Origin of the sequence: Sphaerisporangium fuscum (assembly GCF_018531465.1) — a bacterium.
GTDB lineage: Bacteria > Actinomycetota > Actinomycetes > Streptosporangiales > Streptosporangiaceae > Sphaerisporangium > Sphaerisporangium fuscum.
The window spans coordinates 25,968-46,478 of the sequence record NZ_JAHDTF010000022.1 but is presented as its reverse complement, the minus strand read 5'-3'; the positions used below and the strand labels follow the sequence as shown (position 1 = coordinate 46,478).

Sequence of the window (20,511 nt, the reverse complement as noted above, 5' to 3'; positions counted from 1 at the left end):
ACCTACGGCGGCCGGACGATCAGAGGGAACCGGGTTTCACGCCAGGGCCGGGTCGAGGACGACGTCGTCGCCTCGGGTGGTGGGCTCCTCGGGGAAGTGGCAGGCGGTCAGGTGCCCGTCGTGGTTGCCGCTGATCTGCATCAGCGGCGGCTCCTCGTTGGCGCACTTCTCCTGGGCCTTCCAGCAGCGGGTGCGGAACCGGCAGCCGGAGGGCGGGTCGATCGGCGAGGGCACGTCCCCGGCGAGCCGGATGCGCTCGGTGTGGACGCCGTCCTCGGGGAGCTCCACCTCGGGCACCGCCGACAGTAGGGCGTGGGTGTACGGGTGGCGGGGCCGCAGGTAGATCGACTCCCGGTCGCCCACCTCGACGATCTTGCCGAGGTACATCACGGCCACGCGCTGCGAGAAGTGGCGCACCACCGCGAGGTCGTGGGCGATGAACAGGAAGGCGATGCCGAGGTCGTGCTGGAGCTGCTGCAGGAGGTTGACCACCTGCGCCTGGATCGACACGTCGAGGGCCGACACCGGCTCGTCGGCGACGATCAGCTTGGGGGAGAGGGCGAGCGCCCGGGCGATGCCGATGCGCTGGCGCTGGCCGCCGGAGAACTCGTGCGGGAACCGGTTGTAGTGCTCAGGGTTCAGGCCGACGATCTCCAGCAGCTCCTGGACGCGCTTGCGCCGGCCGCCCTCCGGCTCGATGCCGTTGATCTCCATCGGGCCGCTGATGATGGTGCCGACCGTGTGGCGGGGGTTGAGCGACGAGTACGGGTCCTGGAAGATCATCTGGATCTCGGACCGGATCGGCTTGAGCTGCTGCCGGGAGTGGTGGGTGATGTCACGGCCCTGGTAGAGGATCTTCCCACCGGAGGGCTCGTGCAGCCGGGAGACGAGCCGGCCCAGGGTGGACTTGCCGCATCCCGACTCGCCGACCAGGCCCACCGCCTGCCCGGCCTCGACCGTCAGGTCGACACCGTCGACCGCGTGCACCTTCCCCACCTCGTGTTTGAAGATGAAGCCGCCCATGACGGGGAAGTACTTGGTCAGACCCTGGAGTTCCAGCAGCGGCGTTGTCACAGTCGGTCCTTGATCTGCGCGAAGATTTCCTGCTTCTGCTTCGGCGTGAGGTAGCACGCGTCCCCGTGCCCGGTCTCCGGTGAGAGGTCGGGCCGCTGGCCCGTGCACAGCCCCGGGTCCGCCTGTTGGACGTAGTCGCAGCGGGGGTGGAACGGGCAGCCAGAGGGCCGGTTGAGCAGGCTCGGCGGGGTGCCCCGGATCGGCGTGAGCGGGACGTCGACCGACGAGCGGAGCTTGGGCACCGAGGACAGCAGCCCCCAGGTGTAGGGGTGCCGGGGCGCGCCGAGCACCTCGCGCACGGTTCCCCGCTCGGCGGCCCGGCCGGCGTACATCACCAGCACCTGGTGGGCGGTCCGGGCGACCACGCCCAGGTCGTGGGTGATCAGGATGATCGCCGTGCCCATCTGGTCCTGCAGGTCCTTGAGCAGGTCGAGCACCTGGGCCTGGACGGTGACGTCGAGCGCGGTGGTCGGCTCGTCGGCGATCAGCAGGGCGGGGTCGCACACCAGGGCCATGGCGATCATGACACGCTGCCGCATGCCGCCGGAGAAGTGGTGGGGATAGTCGTCCACCCGCGTCCGGGCGTGCGGGATCCCGACGCGCTCCAGCATCTCGACCGCCCGGTCGCGGGCCTCCTTCTTGCTCGCGCCGGTGTGCTTGCGGTACACCTCGCCGATCTGCCGGCCCACGGTGTGGTACGGCGACAGCGACGTCAGCGGGTCCTGGAAGATCATGGCGATGCGGTTGCCGCGCAGCCGCTCCAGGGTCGTGCGGCTCGCGCCGACGAGCTCCTGGTCCTCGAACCAGATCTGGCCGTCGATGGTGGTGGTGGCGGGACTGTGCAGGCCGAGGATGGCCAGGTTGGTCACCGACTTGCCCGAGCCCGACTCGCCGACGATGCCGAGCGTGGTGCCCTTCTCCACCTCGAAGGAAAGCCCGTCGACGGCCCTCACCACGCCGTCCTCGGTCTGGAACGAGATGTGCAGGTCCTGCACGGACAGGAAGGAGTCGCCCCGGCGGCCGGAGGGGCTCTCGGTGAGTGTGACGGCGGTCAAGCGTGGCTCCTAGCTGAGGCGGACGCGCGGGTCGATGACGGCGTAGAGCGCGTCCACGATGATGTTGAAGACGACGATCGCGCCGGCGGCGACGAGCACCGTCGCCATCAGCATCGGCAGATCGGAGTCGACCACGGCCATGATGGAGAGCCGGCCGATGCCCTGGAGGTTGAACGTCGTCTCGGTGATGATGGCCCCGCCGATGAGCGTGCCGATGTCAATGCCGAAGATCGTCGCGATGGGGGTGAGGGTGCCGCGCAGCGCGAAGCGCATGATCACGGTGCGCCCCGACATGCCCTTGGCCCGCGCCGTGCGGACGTAGTCCTCCGACAGCTGCTCCACCATCGTGGAGCGGGTCATGCGGGTGTAGTTCGCGGTGAAGATGATCGCCAGCACCACCCAGGGCAGCAGCAGCCCGTACGCCCACTGCGCGGGGTTCTCGGTGAACGGCACGTAGTGCGGGATCTCGATGATCTGCCACTGGAAGACGAGGAAGTACATCGCCAGCGTGCCCACGAAGTAGATCTGCACCGAGGCGCCGATCAGCGACGCGATGCTGGCGATCTTGTCGAGCGGCCGGCCCTGGTAGAGGGCGGCGATGATGCCGGTGCCGACGCCGAAGAGCAGGAAGACGACGGAGGCGCCGATGGTCAGCGAGATCGTGACCGGCATGCGGTCCATGATCGTGTCGAACACCGGGGCGCGGTTGACGAACGAGAACCCCAGGCAGGGCGCGGGGCAGTGCCCCAGTCCCTCGTAGTCGCGGCCGACGAAGACACCGGCCACCCAGGCGACGAACTGGACGAACAGCGGCTTGTCCAGACCGAGGTTGTGCCGCGCCTGCGCCAGCGTCTCGGGCGGGCAGACCTTGCCGCAGGCCAGCCGCGCCGGGTCGGCGGGGATGGCGAAGAAGAGGAAGAACGTCACTGCGGCGATGATCAGGAGGATCACCGCCGCGCCGATGGTCCGGCGAGTCAGGAATCGAAGCATGGCCTGTCGATCTCGATCGGGGGTGCTCCGGAGCGCCCGCGGGGGCGCTCCGGAGCCGGGAGTGCTACTGCTGCTTCACGAAGATGGTGTTCGGCGAGACGACCCACTGGATCGGGTCGATCTCGGCGCCGCCGACCAGCGAGCCGTGCAGCTGCATGCCCACGTCGTTGAGCGCGGGGACCAGCGGGGTGACCGTCTCCATGATCTTCTTGTCGAGCTCGCCCCAGGCCTTGTTGGCCTCGTCGACGTTGGCGATGCCCAGGATGCGCTGCATGTCCGCCTTGATCGTCGGGTCGTTCAGGTGCGACTGGTTGTAGCCGCCGTCACGGACCGGCCCGAAGATGACGGGGAAGACGGTGGTCGCGCCGGGCCAGTCGGCACCCCAGCCGCCCCAGTACATGTCGAGGCCGTTGTCGACCTTCGACGTCGCGTCGTACCAGGTCTTGGTGTCCATCGGCTTGGCGACCACGTTGATCCCGGCCTTGGCGAGCTGGTTCTTGATGGCCACCGTGATGCGCTGCTCGGTGGGGGTGTTGTTGTACCCGTAGACGATCGTGGGCTTCGGGTTGCTCGACTGGGCGAGCAGTTCCTTGGCCTTCTCGATGTCGCCCTGGGGGTGCTGCTTCATGCCGAACGCGTCGTAGTCCTGCCAGCCGGCGACGCTCGGGTTGAGGATCGTCGTGTTGATCACCGTGGTGGCGGGGCCGCCGCTGATCTGCTGGATCTGCTGGGTCGGCCAGGCGTAGTTGATCGCCTGCCGGATCTTGACGTCCTTCACCCGGTCGAGGTTGAAGTAGTAGTAGTCACCGTACGGCGACGGCTGCCGCATCACTCGCGACTGCAGGGCCTGGTTCTGCAGCACCTGCTGGGTGCGCTCGGCGGCGACGTGGGTGTAGAAGGTGAAGGTCTTCTTGTCGTCGCCCGCGTCGGCGATGAACCGGTCGGTCACCGCCAGCGCCTGGAAGCCGAACTCCAGGTGCCACTTGTCCGGGTAGGCGCCGCGGATCGGGTCGGAGGCGGGGTCCCAGTTGGGGTTGCGCTCCAGGTCCATCGACTTGTCGAGGACGTGGTTCTTGATGATGTAGGGGCCGCTGGAGACCGGCTCCTTGTCGTACTTCTCCTTGGTGTCCTTGGCCTTGGGCACGATGCCGTAGCCCACCATGGCGAAGGCGTAGGCCGCGTCGGCGTGCGGCTCCTTGAAGTGGAAGACGACGGTCTTGTCGTCGGGCGTCTCGATGCCGTCGAGCTCCTTGCCGCCGTACGGGCCGGCGTAGGACTTCTTGTAGTCCTCCTGCGTCAGCCACTGCTGGATGTACGACGGGCCCTCGGTGATGAACGACGCGAACAGCCGCTCGACGCTCCACTTGACGTCGGCGGAGGTGATCGGGCTGCCGTCCTGCCACTTCACGCCGTCCTTGAGCGTGAACTTCCAGGTCTTGCCGCCGTCGGACATCTCACCGGCGTCGGTGGCGAGGTCGCCGACCACCTTGTACTCGTTCTTGGTGACCCGCTTGTAGCCGGTCAGGCCACGGGTGATGAGGTGGTGGAAGTTGGCGCCCACGTTGTCGTAGACCCGGCCCGGGTCGAGGTGGGGGTAGTCGTCACGGTCGATCATGTTGACCGTGCCGCCCTTGACCACGCCCTCCGGCGGGATGGCCGGGCCGTTGGAGTCCGCGGCCGTGCCGACCGAGACCTTCGGCGGGGCGAAGAGCTCGGTCATATTCGTCTGCGACGCGGTGGGGGCGGCGGAACCCGTGGCCGGCGCTCCGGCGTTCCCCTTGGAGCACGCGGTGGCGAGCGCCAGGGAGCCTAGGGCGAGGACGGCCAGAGCAGACCGCGTTCGTGCTGACATGTCACTCCTGGTCATAGATATGTGAAGGTGCGGGACGGCGGTGGTCAGCGACGGATCTTCGGGTCGAAGGCGTCCCTGAGCGAGTCGCCCAGCAGGTTGAAGGCGACGATGAAGACGAGGAGGGCGATGCCGGGGAACATCAGGTAGGTGATGTCGTTCTGGTAGACCTCGGTGCCGCGCTGGAACATGCGGCCCCAGTCGGGGACCGGCTCGATCATGCCGACGCCCAGGAACGACAGCGCGGCCTCACTGGTCACCAGGGCCGGCAGCAGGAGCGTCGACTGGATGAGGATCGGGGTCCAGAGGTTCGGCAGGAGCTCCTTGAAGATGATCCTGGTGGGCGGGGCTCCGGTCACCCGGGCGGCCTCGACGAACTCCCGCTCACGCAGCGACAGCACGTTGCCGCGCAGCAGCCGCGCCAGGCCGGCCCAGCCGAACACCGTCAGGAAGATGATCAGGGCGGTGGCGCGGAGCCAGGTCGGCGTCTCCTCGTCGGGCTTGACCATGAGGTTCTCCAGCACCGGCATGAAGGCGATGATGAAGAGCGTCGAGGGGAACGAGAGCAGGATGTCGATGACCCGGCCGATGAAGTAGTCGGTGCGCCCGCCGATGTAGCCGGCGACGATGCCGATCACGATGCCGATGATCGTCGTGAAGATCGTCGCGGTCAGCGCGATCAGCAGCGAGGTGCGGATGCCGTACACCATCTGCATGAACACGTCACGCCCGAGGCTCGGCTCGATGCCGAACCAGAAGTCGCCGCTGATCCCTCCGTTGGGGAGGATCGGGTAGCCGAATTCGTTCAGCAGGCCCGGGGTGTCCAGCCCGTAGGTGGTGTACGGGTCCTTGCCGTACACCGCGGAGATCAGCGGCGCCGCGAGGGCGACCACGATGAAGAACAGCACGATGACGGCGGAGGCCACACCTGTCTTGTCGCGCCGGAACCGCCGCCACATCAGCTGCGTGGGCGACCGGCCGACAAGGGATGAGCCGCCCGCGCCGGGTGCCGTGTCGGGGGCGGTTCCGGCGGGGCCGGAACCGGCCTCGGGTGCGGCCTGTGAGGGGAGAGTCATTGTGCGGGTGCCACCAGAGATCGATCGCAGTAAATCGAGACTTGAGGGAACCTTGGCAATTAATTACCCGTTGGTCAATCTCTCGCAGGCATCCTTGGACACGATTTCGTCGTTCGTTGCGGAAAGTCAATAAGGTTGTGTCCCTGAACCCGTTGACCTGCGGCGATGGGGCGCGAGACACTGAACGTCTCGTGTATTTGGATTTGTCACGATTCTGTGACACAAGCATGACATGCCTATGACGAAATCTCCCGTTCGCCCGCTAAGAGGTCCTAAAGGGGATGGAACGGGTGTGCACCATGGTGGCGGGGGTAATCCTTTACGTGCGAGCCCCGGAGGTGCACATGGACCACGGCCTGTTCGGTCCCCGGTCGGTGACCTGGCGGGTGATGGGCGAGCCGGTCCAGTTGGTCGGAGGATTCCGGGCGCTGCTGATGCAGGGCCTGCACCCGCGGGCGATGCGGGGTGTCGTCCAGAACTCCGCGCTCCTCGACCCAGAGGAGGCCTGGGCGCGCTTCCAGCGCACCACCGAGTTCGTCCGGGTGCGCACCTACGGGACGCTGGCCGAGGTGGCCAGGGCCGGCGCCCGCGTTCGCAGGATCCACGCCTCGCTCACCGCCCACGACCCCGACCGGGGCGAGCGGTTCCGCCTGGACGACCCCGGCGCGCTGCGCTGGGTGCACGTGGGCGAGGTCGACTCCTACCTCACCGTGGCGCGCCGTGCCGGGGTGCCGCTGAGCGACGCCGACGCCGACAGGTTCGTCGCCGAGTGGCGGCGCGCGGCCGAGGTGGTCGGCCTGCGGCCGGAGGAGGTGCCGGGCTCGGTGGCCGAGATGGAGGCCTACATCGAGGCCGAACGGCCCGGCCTGTACTTCGTGCCCGAGGCGGTGCACCCGCTCCGGGCCTCGCTCAACGCCCCGCTGCCCGCGCGGCTGACCCCGCTCAAGCCCGCCTTCCCGCTGATCACCGTCCTGGCGTTCGCCACGCTGCCGCGCTGGGCCCGCCGGCTGTACGGCCTGCCCGCCACTCCTCTGGAGGACCTGTGGGCCACCCTGACGCTCAGGGCCCTGCACACCGGCACCCAGGTGATCCCCGCGGGCCTGCGCTACAGCCCCGACGCCCGCCGTGCCCGTCGCCTGATGTCCACCGCCTGACCGCGACGAATCGTCCCGCGCCTGGTGGGTCGGGGGAACCCCTATTGAGCAAGCGCTTGGTAGTCTAGGGGGTGAGGAGGGTTACGTCCGCTTTGCGCGGCGTGGCACACTGATAGGCAGAGCAGCGTGCTCCGGGGTCGGTGAAATTCCGAACCGGCGGTGACAGTCCGCGACCCGGCCGAGTCCATCGGCCGGTGGACCTGGTGGAATTCCGGGACCGACGGTGAAAGTCCGGATGGGAGGAAGCGCGCGAGCGTCCGGTGACATCCGTCGCCGGACGTCTGTAGTGGTGCGTCGCCGCACCCGATCACCCCGGGGCCCGCCGTGGCATCAAAGCTACTGGCGAGTAGGAGGGGCGGGTGCACCAGCCGCACGTCACCGAACCCGTGCCGGGCGCGTTCCGCGCCGCGGCCCCCTCACACGCTCCCTTCGCCGGTCGCGCACGTCCCCTGACGACCTCCCCGTGTCCCGCCGCCCGGCGGAAGACAGACCGGTCGCCGCGGGTTGCTTCCTCACGCAGGTTCCGATCGGCCTCGCGGCTCCTCGCCCCGGCCGCACCCCACAAGGAGCGTTGATGTTCACAGGAATCGTCGAGGAACTCGGCGAGCTCGCGGCGGTGGAGGCGCTGCCCGACGCCGCGCGCTTCTCCATCAGAGGCAAGGTCGTCGCCGCCGGCGCCCGCCACGGCGAGTCGATCGCGGTCAACGGCGTCTGCCTGACCGTCGTCGGCAACGACGGCGAGGTCTTCACCGCCGACGTCATGAAGGAGACCCTCGACCGCAGCTCCCTCGGATCCCTCCAGGCGGGCGCCAGGGTGAACCTCGAGCGCGCCGTCCGCGCCGACCAGCGCCTGGGCGGCCACATCGTGCAGGGCCACGTCGACGGCACCGGCGTCGTGCTGTCACGCGAGCCCGCCGAGCACTGGGAGGTCGTGCGGATCGCCCTGCCCGCCGGCCTGGCCCGCTACGTCGTCGAGAAGGGCTCCATCGCCGTCGACGGCATCAGCCTCACCGTCGTGAGCGTGGACGACGAGGCGTTCTCCGTCAGCCTCATCCCCACCACCCTCGAGCTCACCACGCTCGGCCTCAAGCAGCCGGGCGACCCGGTGAACCTCGAGGTCGACGTGATCGCCAAGTACGTCGAGAAGCTCGTCGGCGCGCACGTCCCCGGAGCGGCGTCGTGAACTGGGCCGAGGCGACGTTCCCCCTGTTCGGCCAGCAGGTCAAGTGGATCGACCTGATCGGCAACATCTTCGCGCTGGCCACCGTGTGGCTCGCGATGCGGCGCACCATCTGGACCTGGCCGGTGCAGCTCGCCGGCTCGGTGCTGCTGCTGGTCGCCTCCGTGCAGGCGCACATCACCGGCAACGCCCTGAAGCAGGTGATGTTCGGCGCGCTCGCCCTCTACGGCTGGTACCGCTGGACCCGCGGGGTCCGTGACGCCGGCCACGACCTCGCCGTACGCCCCGGCACCGTGCGCGAGCGCCTCACGCTGGTCGGCGTCATGGTCGTGGCCACGGCCCTGGTCGCGCTGTTCTTCGAGGCGACCGGCTGGTCGTGGGCGCCGCTGCCCGACGCCTACATCTTCGTCGGCAGCGCCATCGCCACCTACGCCCAGAGCAAGGCGCTGATCGACTTCTGGTGGATCTGGATCGCCGTCGACGTGGTCGGCGTCCCCCTGACCTTCCGGTCGGGCCTGTACGTCTCCGGTGTGGTGTACGGGATCTTCTTCGTCATGGTCCTGCTCGGGATCCGCGAGTGGCGGCGGCAGTACGTCCGCCGGCTGGAGGTGTGCGCCGCATGAGCGACATCAGGTTCGACCCCATCGAGCGCGCGATCGGCGACATCCGCCAGGGCCGGGCGGTCGTGGTCGTCGACGACGAGAACCGCGAGAACGAGGGCGACATCATCTTCGCCGCCTCCAAGGCCACCCCCGAGCTGCTCGCCTTCACCATCAGGTACACCAGCGGCGTCATCTGCGTCCCCATGCTCGGCGACCACCTCGACCGCCTCGGCCTGCCGCTGATGGTGCAGCAGAACCGCGAGCGGCTGCGCACGGCGTACACCGTCAGCGTGGACGCCCGCGACGGCGTCACCACCGGCATCTCCGCCGCCGACCGCGCCAGGACCATCCGCACCCTCGCCGACTCCGCCACCGAGCCGTACGAGCTCGTGCGGCCCGGCCACATCTTCCCTCTCCGCTACCACGAGGGCGGCGTGCTGGCCCGGCGCGGCCACACCGAGGCGGCCGTCGACCTGGCCAAGCTCGCCGGCCTCACCCCGGCGGGCGTGCTCGCCGAGATCGTCAACGACGACGGCACCATGGCGCGCCTGCCCGAGCTGCGGCGCTTCGCCGACGAGCACGACCTCGCGCTGGTCTCCATCGAGCAGCTCGCCGAGTACCGCCGCCGTACCGAGCGGGTCGTCACCCGGGTCGCGGTCACCGAGATCCCCAACAGGTACGGCCTGTGGCGGGCGTACGGCTTCGCCAGCGGCATCGACGGTGGCGAGCACATCGCCCTGGTCTACGGGGACCTCGGCGACGGCGAGAACATCCTGGTCCGCGCCCACTCCGAATGCCTCACCGGCGACGTGCTCGGCTCCCTGCGCTGCGACTGCGGCGTGCAGCTCGACCATGCCATGCGGGCCGTCGCCGCCGAGGGCAGGGGCGTCATCGTCTACCTGCGCGGCCACGAAGGGCGCGGCATCGGCCTGCTGGCCAAGCTCAAGGCCTACAGTCTGCAGGACAACGGCAGCGACACCGTCGACGCCAACCTCGAGCTCGGCCTGCCGGTGGACGCCAGGGAGTTCTCCAACGCCGGGCAGATGCTCGCCGACCTCGGGGTCAAGTCGGTGCGCCTGCTGACGAACAACCCCGCCAAGCTGCGCGGCCTGGACGGGTACGGCATCAAGGTCCTCGGCCGTGAACCCATGCCGGTGGCGGCCAACGAGTACAACATCAAGTACCTCACGGCCAAACGCGACAGGCTCGGCCACCAGATCGAAGGAGTCAGATGAGCGGCGCCGGACGCCCCACGGTCACCCCCGTCGACGGCAAGGGCCTGACGGTCGGCATCGTCGCGGCCCGCTGGCACGAGCGGATCACCGACCAGCTCCTCGCCCGGGCGGAGGAGGCGGCGCGGGAGTGCGGCGCGCAGAAGGTCAGCGTCCGGGTGGCGGGCTCGCTGGAGATCCCCGTCGTGGCGCAGGCGCTCGCCCGGCGCTGCGACGCCGTCGTGGCGCTCGGCGTGGTGATCCGTGGCGAGACCGCCCACTTCGACTATGTCTGCGACTCGGTGACCGCCGGGCTGACCCGCGTCTCCCTGGACGAGTCCACGCCGGTGGGCAACGGGGTCCTCACATGTGACAACCTGGATCAGGCGATCGATCGCGCCGGGTTGCCCGGCAGCCACGAGGACAAGGGGTACGAGGCCACCGTGGCGGCGATCGAGACCGCGCTGGCCGTTCGCGACCTGGAGGAATGAGACCTTTGCCCAGCCGATCCACCCGCCCCGGCGGCCGCGCACGCCGCCGCGCTCCCCGGGCGGGCAGCCGTGCCTGACACCGTGACGCCGCCGCCCCTGCCGATCATCTGGCGCCCGCGGCGCGCCCGGATCCTGGCCTACGGCTTCGCCGCCGTGATGGTCGTCGGCTCGATCGTGCTGGCCCTGCTGCTCCCCCCGCCGTTCAAGCTGCCCGACAAGATCGGCCTGGTGGCCTTCGGATGCCTGGTCGCGTTCATCCTCCACCTGCTGGGACGGCTGCGGGTGGAGGCCGACGAGCGGGGCATCACGGTGGTCAACGCCCTCAAGGTCCATCGGTACGAGTGGCCGGAGGTGCTCGGCGTGAATCTGCCCGAAGGCGAGCCGTGGCCCAAGCTCGACCTCGCCGACGGCTCCAGCGTCGGCGCCATGGGCATCCAGGGCACCGAGAAGTCCCGCTCCCACAAGGCGGTCCTGGAGCTGCGCGCCCTGATCCACAAGTACGGCGAGGCCCCCGAGCGCCACTGACCGGCGGCACTCGCGCGCGGCTCAGCGGGCTGCGGCCTCGGCGCGGTCCTGGGCGTCGAGCACCTCGTCGCCGTGCTCGGCCGCCCACTCGCCGAAGGCCTCGATCGGCCCGAGCAGGGTGCGGCCGAGGGGAGTGAGCGCGTACTCCACCCGGGGCGGCGCCTCGGCGTACGACGTGCGGGACACCAGGCCGTTGTACTCCAGGCGGCGCAGCGTCTCGGTCAGCACCTTGGGCCGGATGCCGCCGATGCGCTCGCGCAGCTCGACCGGCCGCCGCGGCCCGTGGCGCAGGGTCCACAGCACGACGGCGTTCCAGGTGTTGGCGAGCAGGTCGAACGCGAGCCTGGCACGGCAGTCGGCGACGAACACCGGCTCCGCCTGCGAGTGGTGGGTCACCGGACCTCCAGCATGGCGCGCCCGTCACGCACCGGACGGTGCCTATCGGGCTTCCTACATTCGTCCTACATCTTCCCTGAGCGAAGGAGGACGGATGCGCATCGGCATCCTCGGCGCGGGCAACATGGCGAGCGCGCTCGGAACGCACTGGGCCCGCGCGGGGCACGAAATCATGGTGAGCGGCCGCGACCCCGGGAAGGCGGCGGCGCTGGCGGACAAGCTCGGCGGCAGGAGCGGCACCTGGGCGGAGGCGGCCGGGTTCGGCGAGGCCGTGCTGCTCGCCGTCCGCGACGACGGCGTGCCGCAGGTGCTCGCGGCGGCGGGCGCGGCCGAGGGGGCGCTGCGGGGACGGGTGCTGATCGACTGCGTCAACGCCGTCGTGCCGGGCGCCTTCACCCTCAAGAACGCCGGCGGCCCGTCGGTGGCCGAACGCGTCGCCGCGGCGGCGCCCGGCGCGCACGTCGTCAAGGCGTTCAACCTCTGCCACGAGGACGTGTGGCGCATGACGCCACCCGTCTTCGACGGCGTACCGCTGCTGGTGCCGTTGTGCGGGGACGACCCGGGCGCCCTCCACGTCGTCCGCGCCCTGGTCGCCGACCTCGGCTGCGAGCCGGTCGACGCCGGCGGCCTGGACCGGGCGGGCCTGCTGGAGGCCACGATGGCCTTCATGGTCGGCCTGTGGGTCCGCGGCGCGGACGCCCAGGCCGTGGTCCCGCCCCTGAAGTACGCCTTCGGCGCCCCCGCCTCCCGCTGAGGCGCCCGGAGAGGGCCGGAGGCGCCGCGCGGGTCAGGCGGTGAGGCGGACCGGGTCGGTGGTGCGGGCCAGGGCGCCGCGGCGGCGGAGTTCGGGCAGGACGCCCTCGCCGAACCAGTAGGCCTCCTCCAGGTGGGGGTGGCCCGACAGCACGAACTCCGTGACGCCCTGGCCGGCGTACTCCTCGATGAGGTCGGCGACCTCCGCGTGACTGCCGACCAGCGCGGTGCCGGCACCGCCGCGTACCAGGCCGACCCCCGCCCACAGGCCGGGGTGGATCTCCAGGTCGCGCACGCCCCCGCCGTCGCGGCGGTAGCCCTCATGCAGGGCGAGCATGCGCTTCTGGCCGACCGACTCGCTGCGGGCCAGGGTCTGCTGGGCGGTGCGGACGTCGGCGGGGTCGATGGCCGCCAGCAGGCGCGCGGCCTCCGCCCACGCCTCCTCCGAGGTGTCCCGGCTGATCACGTGCAGCCGGACGCCGAACCTGAGCGTCCGCCCCTCCTCGGCGGCCAGGTCCCGCACCCAGGCGATCTTCTCGGCCACCTGCGCGGGCGGTTCGCCCCAGGTGAGGTAGGTCTGGACGTGCCTGGCCGCGACCCGCCCGGCAGCCGCCGACGACCCGCCGAAGTACAGCTCCGGCACCGGGACGGGCGGCTCGGCCACCGTCGCGCCCTCCACCTCGTAGTGGGCGCCGGTGAAGTCGTAGGGCGTCCCGCTCCAGGCGCCGCGCACGATCGAGAGGAACTCGTCGGTGCGGGCGTAGCGCTCGTCCTTGGACAGGTGGTCGCCGAACCGGCGCTGCTCGGCGCCCTCCCCGCCGGTGACGACGTTCAGCAGCAGCCGCCCGCCGGAGATCCGCTGGTAGGTCGCGGCCATCTGGGCGGCCAGGGTGGGCGACAGGAAGCCCGGCCGGAAGGCGACCAGGAACTTCAGCCGCGTGGTGACCTGGGTGAGCGCGGCGGTGACCAGCCAGGCGTCCTCGCACCAGGTGCCGGTCGGGGTGAGCACCGCCTCGAACCCGAGCTGCTCGGCCGAGCGGGCGATCTGGCCGAGGTACTCGACGGACGGCGGCCGGAAGGCGGAGGCGGTGGGGTGCCCGTGCCCGCGCCGCAGCCCGTGGCCGCCGCCGACGATCGCCCGGCTGTCCCCGGAGGTGGGCAGGAACCAGTGGAACTTCAGGGCCATGGTCAGGTGTCCTTCTTCACGAGGTCGTTGAACCGGCGGTCGGCGAAACCGGCGAAGGTGATCGTGCCGGGGATCAGGCCCGCGGCGGTGAACGCGTCGGCCATCTGCTGTTCGGAGGCGAGGAGGGCGTCGTCGATCGGCACGGGCGTGGTGACGCGGTTGGCCGTGGCGGCGGCGGCCACCTCCAGCGGCAGGCCCGTCTCCTTCGACCACACCTTCGCCCACTCGCCCTGGTGGGTGTTGGCCCACAGCTTGGCCCGCTCCAGGCGGGTGAGGTAGTCGCGGATCGCCGCCGTCTTGGCCGGGTCGGCGAGCGCGGCCTGGCCGGCCACCTGGAAGCCGTAGCCGTTGACGTAGCCGTTGCCGCCGACGAGCACCTTGGCGCCGTTCCGCAGCCGCGCCTGCGAGCTGTACGGCTCCCAGATGGCCCAGGCGTCGACGCGCCCGGAGGTGAACGCGGCCAGGGCGTCGGCGGGCTGCAGGTAGCTCACGGTGATGTCCGCGAAGGAGAGGTTCTCCTTCTTCAGCACGGCCAGCAGGTGGTAGTGGGCGGAGCTGCCCTTGGCGACCGCGACCCGCTTCCCCTTGAGCTGGGCGGGGGACGTGATCGCCGTCCCGGACGGCACGAGGATCGCCGAGCTGTCGCCCCTCTGCCGGTCGGCCGCGACGATCCTGATCTTCGATCCGGCCGCGGCGGCGAAGATCGGCGGCGTGTTGCCGACCCCGCCGACGTCCACGCTCCCGGCGTTCAGGGCCTCCAGCAGCGGGGGCCCGGAGGTGAACTGCGCCCAGGTGACCTTGTACGGCAGCTTGCCGAGCTCGCCCGCCGCCGCCAGCAGCGTCTGGGACCCGGCCTTCTGGTCGCCGACGCGCAGGACGACGCCGGACGCCGGACCCTCCGCCGACGAGGCCCGGGAGGTGCCGGCGCAGGCGGCCAGCAGTGCCGTGAGGCCGAGCGCCCCGAGGAGCCGGGCCATTCTGGTGATCATGATGCCTCCTGCGGGACGACGACGCCGAGCGCGGCGAGCAGGCGGGTGCGCAGGGCGAGGAGCTCGGGGTGGTCGCGGTGCCGGGGCCGCGGCGCGGTGATCGCGGCCTCATGGGCGATCCGCCCCTCGGAGAGCACGAGCACGCGGTCGGCCAGGAGCAGCGCCTCGTCGACGTCGTGGGTCACCAGCAGCACGGCCGGGCGGTGGGCCCGCCACAGCTGCAGCACCAGCTGGTGGACGGTGATGCGGGTGAGCGCGTCCAGCGCGCTGAACGGCTCGTCGAGCAGGAGCAGCTCCGGCTCCCGCACCAGCGCGCGGGCCAGGCTCGCCCGCTGCGCCTCGCCGCCCGACAGCGTCAGCGGCCAGGCGTCCGCCCGCGCCGCGAGCCCGACCTCCTCCAGGGCTCGGCCGGCGCGGACGGCGGCGTCCGGCGCGGTGAGGCCGAGGGCGACGTTGGCGGCCACCCGCTTCCAGGGCACCAGGCGCGGCTCCTGGAAGGCGACGGCCACCGAGCCGGTCACCTCCACCACGCCCTCGGCGCCGCCGTCGAGCCCGGCGAGGGCGCGCAGCAGGGTCGACTTGCCCGAGCCGCTGCGGCCGAGCAGGGCGATGAACTCGCCGCCGGTGATGTCCAGGTCGAGCCCGTCGAGGACGATCCGCTCCCCGAACCGCCGGGTGAGCCCGCGGACCCCGGCCACGGGTACGGTCATGGCCGGCCCTCCGTTCGGGGCGTTCCCGTGCCGGCTACCCGCCGAGGAAGCCGCGTCGCCATGCCAGGGCCCTCCTTTCCAGCAGCCGTACGACGGCGTCGGTGAGCAGGCCGAGGCCGCTGTAGACCAGCAGCCCCACGACGATCACGTCCGTCCGCAGGAACTCGCGGGCGTCATTGATCATGAATCCGAGTCCGGCGTCGGCGTTGACCTGCTCGGCGACGATGAGCGCCAGCCAGGCCACGCCGAGGCTCTGCCGCAGGCCGACCAGCGTCTGGGGGAGCGCCCCCGGCAGCACGATGTGGCGCACCAGGGCGGCCCGGCCCAGCTTGAGGGTGCGCCCGAGCTCGGCCAGCTTGGCGTCCACCCCGCGGATGCCGGCGAAGGTGTTGAGGTACAGCGGGAAGGACACCGCGAGCGCCACCAGGGTCACCTTGGGCGCCTCGCCGATGCCGAACCACAGGATGAACAGCGGGATCAGGCCGAAGAACGGCAGGGCGCGGAGCATCTGCATGATCGGGTCGACGGCGTTCTCGCCCGCCCGGCTCAGCCCGGCGGCCAGCGCGAGCAGCAGGCCCGCGAGCCCGCCGAGGACGAAGCCGGCCGCCACCCGCTGGAGGGAGACGGCGATCGCGGTGGGCAGCGTGCCGTCGGCGATCAGGTCCGCGGCGGTCACGGCGACGGTGGCGGGGGCGGCGAGGAGACGCTGGGGCAGCAGGCCGGTGCTGCTGGCCGCCTGCCAGAGGGCGACGACCGCCAGCGGGCTGAGCCAGCGTCGCCACGCTCCGGCACGCCCGGGTGGGCGGGAGGGCCGGTGGTGCGGCGGGCCGGGGGAGGACGCGCCCGCGGGCCCGGTGGCCTCGGCGGGCGCCTGGACGTCGAGTACGGGAGGGGGCATCGGGGGAACCTCGCAGACCTCGGCGTGACGCGTACGTCGATAATTATCCCTATTACCTACCAAGTCAATGGGTTTCTTGCCCGGCGGGATCCTTGCGCGCGACGCGGAGGCTGCTGCGGGTCGCGGCCGAGATCCAGGCCGAGTCGGCCGGCGGGGCGGTCAGGGTGGAGGGCCACACCGACGACCAGGGCACCGGCGCCTACACCGACGCCCTGTCCCTGAGGCGGGCCCAGGCCGTTCGCGAGGCCCTCCAGAGCAGGCTCCCGGGGGTGACCCTCCAGGTCAGAGGCTTCGGCGAGAGACGGCCCCAGCTGCCCGACATCATGGACGGCCACCCCGTGAAGCGGAACCAGGCCAGGAACCGCCGGGTGGAGATCATCTTCGACGCCCGGAAATGATCCTCGGCCGATCACACCAGGGACCTCGCGCCGCCCGAGACGTAACCTGAGGGAGTGCAGGACAGGACCCAGCGTGAGATCGCCACTCCCGCCACGCTCGCCGAGCTGCTGGGCGAGCACGCCTACCTCGCCGACGAAGGGCTGGCGACCGCCTGCTTCCTCGCGCTGAAGATGGGCCGGCCGCTCTTCCTCGAAGGAGAGGCCGGGGTCGGCAAGACCGAACTGGCCAAGACCCTCGCCGCCGTCCTCGGCGCGCCGCTCATCCGCCTGCAGTGCTACGAGGGCCTCGACGCCGCCCAGGCCCTCTACGACTGGGACTTCGCCCGCCAGCTGCTGCACCTCAAGGCCGCCGAGGCCACCGGCGCCACGGGAGCCGGCGAGGCCGCGCGGCTGGAGGGCGAGCTGTACGACCGGCGGTTCCTCATCGCCCGCCCCCTGCTGAAAGCCCTGGAGACCCGGCCCGCGGTGCTGCTCGTCGACGAGATCGACCGGGCCGACGACGAGTTCGAGGCGTTCCTGCTGGAGGTGCTGTCCGACTTCACGATCTCCATCCCCGAGCTCGGCACCATCAGCGCCGAAACCCCGCCGGTCGTCGTGGTGACGTCCAACCGCACCCGCGACGTGCACGACGCCCTCAAACGGCGCTGCCTCTACCACTGGCTGGAGCATCCGAGCTTCGACCGGGAGGTCGCGATCCTGCTGCGGCGGCTGCCCGAGTGCACCGAGTCGCTCGCGGGGCAGGTGGCCCGCGCCGCCGAGCGCCTGCGCGCCGCCGACCTGCTCAAACCGCCCGGTGTCGCCGAGACCCTCGACTGGGCCGAGGCCCTGCTCACCCTCGGCGCCCGCGACCTCGACCCCGACCTGGCCGCCGCCACCCTCGGCGCCGTCCTGAAGTACCGCGAGGACCAGGAGAGCGTCCTTCAGAAGGGACTCCTCCGCCATGGCTGACCTCTCGCCGCGCCCCGTGACCGCCGCCGGTGACCAGGCCCGCCCCCGCGACCGGAGCGGCCGCCATGGCTGACGTCGTCGCGACGATGACCGGCTTCGTCCGCACGCTGCGGGCGGCCGGGGTCGTGGCCTGCCATGAGCGCACCCAGAGCTTCCTGCGCGCCCTGACCCATCTCGGCGCCGCCGACCGCCACGCCGTCTACTGGGCGGGCCGCCTCACCCTGTGCGCGGGGCCGGACGACATCCCGCGGTACGACCGCTGCTTCACGGCCTACTTCGGCGGCGAGCGGCCCGCCGCCACCCGCCGTACCCCCGTCCCGGTGGTGACCGTCACCCGCCACACCCTCTCGCCCGGCGGCGAGAGCGGGCGCGAGAGCGCGGAACGCGAGCCGGTGGCCGCCACCGCGAGCACCACCGAGGTGCTCCGGCAGCGCGACGTCGCCCGCCTGACGGCGGCCGAGCTCGCCGAGGTCCACCGCCTGCTCGCGATCCTGCGGGCGGGCAGGGAGCAGCGCCGCTCCCGCCGCTTCGCCCCCGCCCACCGGGGCCGGCTCGACACGCGCCGCACGATCAGGGAGACCCTGCGCCGGGGCGGCGAGACGGCCCGCCTGCGCCGCAAGGCCCGCAGGGTGCGCCCGCGCCACGTCGTCCTGCTGGTCGACGTCAGCGGCTCGATGGCCCCCTACGCCGACACGCTGCTACGGTTCGCCCACGCGCTGGTCCGCTGCGATGCGCGCGCCACCGAGGTCTTCAGCGTGGGCACCCGGCTCACCCGCGTCACCGCGCAGCTGCGCCACCGCGACCCCGCCAGGGCGATGCGCGAGGTCTCGGCCGCGATCCCCGACTGGAGCGGAGGCACCCGCCTCGGCGAGGAGCTCAAGGAGTTCCTCGACCGGCGGTCCGGCGTGCGCGGCGCCGTCGTCGTGATCGCCTCCGACGGGTGGGAACGCGGCGACCCGTCCCTCCTGGGGCGGCAGATGGCCAGGCTGTCGAGGCTCGCCCACCGGGTGATCTGGGTGAACCCCCACAAGGGACAGGAGGGCTACCAGCCGCTGACCGGGGGCATGCGGGCGGCGCTGCCCCACGTCGGGGCGTTCGTCGCCGGGCACAGCCTGGCCGCCTTCGAGGAGCTCGCGGAAAGGCTGTCCCATGCGTGACGTGCTGTCGCAGATCGTCCGGTGGTGGGAGGACGGCGAGAGTTTCGGCCTGGCCACCGTCGTGGAGACCTTCCGCAGCGCCCCGAGGCCGCCCGGCGCCTCCATGGCCGTCCTCGGCGAGGAGGCGGTGGGCAGCGTGTCGGGCGGCTGCGTGGAGGGGGCGGTGTACGAGCTGGCCCGGCAGGTCGTCGTGGACGGCCGTCCGGTGCTGCAGCGGTACGGCGTCAGCGACGACGACGCGTTCTCCGTCGGCCTGACCTGCGGGGGCATCATCGACGTCCTCGTCGAGCCGGTGTCGAGGAAGACGTTCCCCGAGCTCGGCGCGATCGCCGCGTCGGTGCGCCGGCGGGAGCCGGTCGCCGTGGCGACCGTCGTCTCCGTCCCCGGGCGGGTGGGGACGCGGCGGGTCATCTGGCCGGGAGGCTCGGCCGGGTCCCTCGGCGTGGCCCGGCTCGACGACGCCGTCGACGACGACGCCCGCGGCATGCTCGCCCAGGGGCTCACCGGCGTACGGCGGTACGGTCCAGAGGGCGAGCGGCGGCTGGACGACCTCGCCGTCTTCGTCCACTCCTTCGCCCCGCCGCCGCGCATGCTGGTCTTCGGCGCGATCGACTTCGCCGCCGCCGTCGCGCGGATCGGCAAGTTCCTCGGGTACCACGTGGTGGTCTGCGACGCCCGCCCGGTGTTCGCCACCTCCAAGCGCTTCCCCGACGCCGACGAGGTCGTCGTGAAATGGCCGCACGACTACCTCGCCGTCACCCCGGTCGACGAGCGCACGGTGATCTGCGTGCTCACCCACGACCCGAAGTTCGACGTCCCCCTGCTGGAGGTGGCCCTGCGCACCCGCGCGGGGTACATCGGCGCCATGGGCTCGCGCCGCACCCACGCCGACCGGCTCGAACGGCTGCGGGAGGCCGGGGTGCCGGAGCGGGAGCTGGCGCGGCTGCGTTCGCCGATCGGCCTCGACCTCGGCGCCCGCACCCCGGAGGAGACCGCGGTGTCGATCGCCGCCGAGCTCATCCAGCTCCGCTGGGGTGGCTCCGGCATGGCCCTCACCGAGACCAGCGGGCGCATCCACGGCTCCGACCACGCCGGTCCGCCGCCGGCATCCGGGAACGAGAGCGGGGACGGCACGCCGTACCGGCCCCAAGAGGTCGGGGACGGCGGATCGCGCCGTCCCGGAGCTGCCTCCGAAAGCGAGCAGGGGTGAGCACGGTGGCCGGGCCGTCCTGCGCGGGGCTGCTGCTCGCGGCGGGCGGGGGATCCCGGCTCGGCGTGCCCAAGGCGGCCGTCGAGTTCAGGGGAGAACGCCTGGTCGACCGCGGGGCGCGCCTGCTGGCCGAGGGCGGGTGCTCGCCGGTCGTGGTGGTCCTCGGCGCGGTCACCGTCCAGGTTCCGGACGCGATCACCGTGGGCAACCCCGACTGGGCGACCGGCATGGGGTCGTCCCTGCGGGCGGGGCTGTCGGCCGTGCCGCCCTCCGCGGAGGCGGTCGTGATCGCCCTGGCCGACCAGCCGCTCATCGGCGCGGAGGCCGTACGGCGCCTGGTGCGCGCGCGGCGGGACGGCGCCGGGGTGGCGGTGGCGACGTACGGAGGCGCGCCGCGCAATCCCGTGCTGATCGGCAGGGAACACTTCGGCGAGGTCGCCGGGCTCGCGACCGGCGATGTGGGCGCCCGCGCCTTCCTGCGCGCGCACCCCGCCCTCGTCACGCCGGTGCCCTGCGACGACGTGGGAGACCCCGCCGACATCGACACGCCGGACGATCTCGCGCGGCTGTCGGAGATCGGGGTGCCGGGGGTTGGCCGGGGGAGCGCGAGTCGATAGCCTTACTTGCCAGTAACTGGAACATCATTCGGTTTGCCTTGG

22 protein-coding genes and 1 riboswitch are annotated in these 20,511 nt (G+C 71.7%); of the genes, 12 read left to right on the top strand and 10 right to left on the bottom strand.

All coding sequences use genetic code 11. From position 1 onward, the window contains the following. Positions 1–36: 36 nt before the first annotated feature. From KIK05_RS26860 to KIK05_RS26840, 5 genes are all read right to left on the bottom strand, one after another. The gene (locus tag KIK05_RS26860) at positions 37–1,074 is read right to left on the bottom strand and encodes an ABC transporter ATP-binding protein (protein WP_214413631.1); all 1,038 of its coding nucleotides are present in this window, start codon (positions 1,072–1,074) and stop codon (positions 37–39) included. Then, on the bottom strand, positions 1,071–2,129 hold the full coding sequence (locus KIK05_RS26855; RefSeq protein WP_214413630.1) for an ABC transporter ATP-binding protein: 1,059 nt from the start codon (positions 2,127–2,129) through the stop codon (positions 1,071–1,073). The genes KIK05_RS26860 and KIK05_RS26855 overlap by 4 nt, the downstream gene beginning before the upstream one ends. Before the next feature lie 9 nt (positions 2,130–2,138). Continuing rightward, positions 2,139–3,119 carry an ABC transporter permease gene (locus tag KIK05_RS26850; RefSeq protein ID WP_214413629.1) on the bottom strand — a complete coding sequence of 327 codons (981 nt, stop codon included), beginning with the start codon at positions 3,117–3,119 and terminating at the stop codon, positions 2,139–2,141. Positions 3,120–3,183: 64 nt separating this feature from the next. Then, the gene (locus tag KIK05_RS26845; RefSeq protein ID WP_214413628.1) at positions 3,184–4,971 is read right to left on the bottom strand and encodes an ABC transporter substrate-binding protein; all 1,788 of its coding nucleotides are present in this window, start codon (positions 4,969–4,971) and stop codon (positions 3,184–3,186) included. Positions 4,972–5,015: 44 nt separating this feature from the next. After that, complete coding sequence (locus KIK05_RS26840) at positions 5,016–6,044, bottom strand: ABC transporter permease (RefSeq protein WP_214413627.1); 1,029 nt, start codon at positions 6,042–6,044, stop codon at positions 5,016–5,018. 323 nt (positions 6,045–6,367) lie between these two features. Here KIK05_RS26840 and KIK05_RS26835 point away from each other — a divergent pair, with 323 nt between their 5' ends. From KIK05_RS26835 to KIK05_RS26810, 6 genes are all read left to right on the top strand, one after another. Continuing rightward, positions 6,368–7,198: an oxygenase MpaB family protein gene (locus KIK05_RS26835; RefSeq protein WP_308250132.1), complete on the top strand. Its 831-nt coding sequence runs from the start codon at positions 6,368–6,370 to the stop codon at positions 7,196–7,198. Positions 7,199–7,320: 122 nt separating this feature from the next. Beyond that, positions 7,321–7,451, top strand: a riboswitch (FMN riboswitch). A 321-nt stretch (positions 7,452–7,772) separates the two neighbouring features. Next, positions 7,773–8,381, top strand: a complete 609-nt coding sequence (locus KIK05_RS26830; RefSeq protein WP_214413626.1) for a riboflavin synthase — start codon at positions 7,773–7,775, stop codon at positions 8,379–8,381. After that, a complete protein-coding gene (gene pnuC / locus KIK05_RS26825) occupies positions 8,378–9,001 on the top strand; it encodes a nicotinamide riboside transporter PnuC (RefSeq protein ID WP_214413625.1) in 624 nt (207 codons plus the stop codon). Before KIK05_RS26830 ends, pnuC begins: the two co-directional genes overlap by 4 nt. After that, a complete protein-coding gene (locus tag KIK05_RS26820; RefSeq protein WP_214413624.1) occupies positions 8,998–10,215 on the top strand; it encodes a bifunctional 3,4-dihydroxy-2-butanone-4-phosphate synthase/GTP cyclohydrolase II in 1,218 nt (405 codons plus the stop codon). The genes pnuC and KIK05_RS26820 overlap by 4 nt, the downstream gene beginning before the upstream one ends. Beyond that, positions 10,212–10,682, top strand: a complete 471-nt coding sequence (gene ribH, locus KIK05_RS26815; protein WP_214413623.1) for a 6,7-dimethyl-8-ribityllumazine synthase — start codon at positions 10,212–10,214, stop codon at positions 10,680–10,682. The genes KIK05_RS26820 and ribH overlap by 4 nt, the downstream gene beginning before the upstream one ends. A gap of 69 nt (positions 10,683–10,751) precedes the next feature. After that, positions 10,752–11,207, top strand: a complete 456-nt coding sequence (locus KIK05_RS26810) for a PH domain-containing protein (RefSeq protein ID WP_214413622.1) — start codon at positions 10,752–10,754, stop codon at positions 11,205–11,207. Positions 11,208–11,228: 21 nt separating this feature from the next. Here KIK05_RS26810 and KIK05_RS26805 read toward each other — a convergent pair whose 3' ends face one another. Further along, a complete protein-coding gene (locus tag KIK05_RS26805; RefSeq protein WP_214413621.1) occupies positions 11,229–11,603 on the bottom strand; it encodes a winged helix-turn-helix transcriptional regulator in 375 nt (124 codons plus the stop codon). 94 nt (positions 11,604–11,697) lie between these two features. On the opposite strand from KIK05_RS26805, the gene KIK05_RS26800 reads away from it, so the two are divergent. After that, complete coding sequence (locus KIK05_RS26800; RefSeq protein ID WP_214413620.1) at positions 11,698–12,357, top strand: NADPH-dependent F420 reductase; 660 nt, start codon at positions 11,698–11,700, stop codon at positions 12,355–12,357. Between the two features lie 33 nt (positions 12,358–12,390). Here the strand turns inward: KIK05_RS26800 and KIK05_RS26795 are convergent, their stop codons facing one another. From KIK05_RS26795 to KIK05_RS26780, 4 genes are read right to left on the bottom strand one after another with little or no spacing between them, the layout of a single operon-like run. Next, the gene (locus KIK05_RS26795) at positions 12,391–13,542 is read right to left on the bottom strand and encodes an LLM class flavin-dependent oxidoreductase (protein WP_214413619.1); all 1,152 of its coding nucleotides are present in this window, start codon (positions 13,540–13,542) and stop codon (positions 12,391–12,393) included. Positions 13,543–13,544: 2 nt separating this feature from the next. Then, entirely contained in the window at positions 13,545–14,531 is a 987-nt protein-coding gene (locus KIK05_RS26790) for an ABC transporter substrate-binding protein (RefSeq protein ID WP_214413618.1), read from the bottom strand. Beyond that, complete coding sequence (locus KIK05_RS26785; RefSeq protein ID WP_214413617.1) at positions 14,528–15,241, bottom strand: ABC transporter ATP-binding protein; 714 nt, start codon at positions 15,239–15,241, stop codon at positions 14,528–14,530. Before KIK05_RS26785 ends, KIK05_RS26790 begins: the two co-directional genes overlap by 4 nt. 34 nt (positions 15,242–15,275) lie before the next feature. After that, positions 15,276–16,139: an ABC transporter permease gene (locus KIK05_RS26780; RefSeq protein WP_214413616.1), complete on the bottom strand. Its 864-nt coding sequence runs from the start codon at positions 16,137–16,139 to the stop codon at positions 15,276–15,278. A 92-nt stretch (positions 16,140–16,231) separates the two neighbouring features. Between KIK05_RS26780 and KIK05_RS26775 the strand changes: the two genes are divergently transcribed. The 5 genes from KIK05_RS26775 to KIK05_RS26755 all read left to right on the top strand — a co-directional run bounded on the left by KIK05_RS26775 (position 16,232) and on the right by KIK05_RS26755 (position 20,469). After that, positions 16,232–16,537: an OmpA family protein gene (locus KIK05_RS26775; protein WP_214413615.1), complete on the top strand. Its 306-nt coding sequence runs from the start codon at positions 16,232–16,234 to the stop codon at positions 16,535–16,537. Positions 16,538–16,591: 54 nt separating this feature from the next. After that, positions 16,592–17,485, top strand: coding sequence for an AAA family ATPase (locus tag KIK05_RS26770; RefSeq protein WP_372455610.1), 894 nt, complete (start codon positions 16,592–16,594; stop codon positions 17,483–17,485). 65 nt (positions 17,486–17,550) lie between these two features. Then, positions 17,551–18,642, top strand: coding sequence for a vWA domain-containing protein (locus KIK05_RS26765; RefSeq protein ID WP_250563503.1), 1,092 nt, complete (start codon positions 17,551–17,553; stop codon positions 18,640–18,642). Next, positions 18,635–19,852 carry an XdhC family protein gene (locus KIK05_RS26760; protein WP_214413614.1) on the top strand — a complete coding sequence of 406 codons (1,218 nt, stop codon included), beginning with the start codon at positions 18,635–18,637 and terminating at the stop codon, positions 19,850–19,852. The genes KIK05_RS26765 and KIK05_RS26760 overlap by 8 nt, the downstream gene beginning before the upstream one ends. Beyond that, positions 19,849–20,469, top strand: coding sequence for a nucleotidyltransferase family protein (locus KIK05_RS26755; protein WP_308250131.1), 621 nt, complete (start codon positions 19,849–19,851; stop codon positions 20,467–20,469). Before KIK05_RS26760 ends, KIK05_RS26755 begins: the two co-directional genes overlap by 4 nt. The last annotated feature ends 42 nt before the right edge of the window (positions 20,470–20,511 follow it).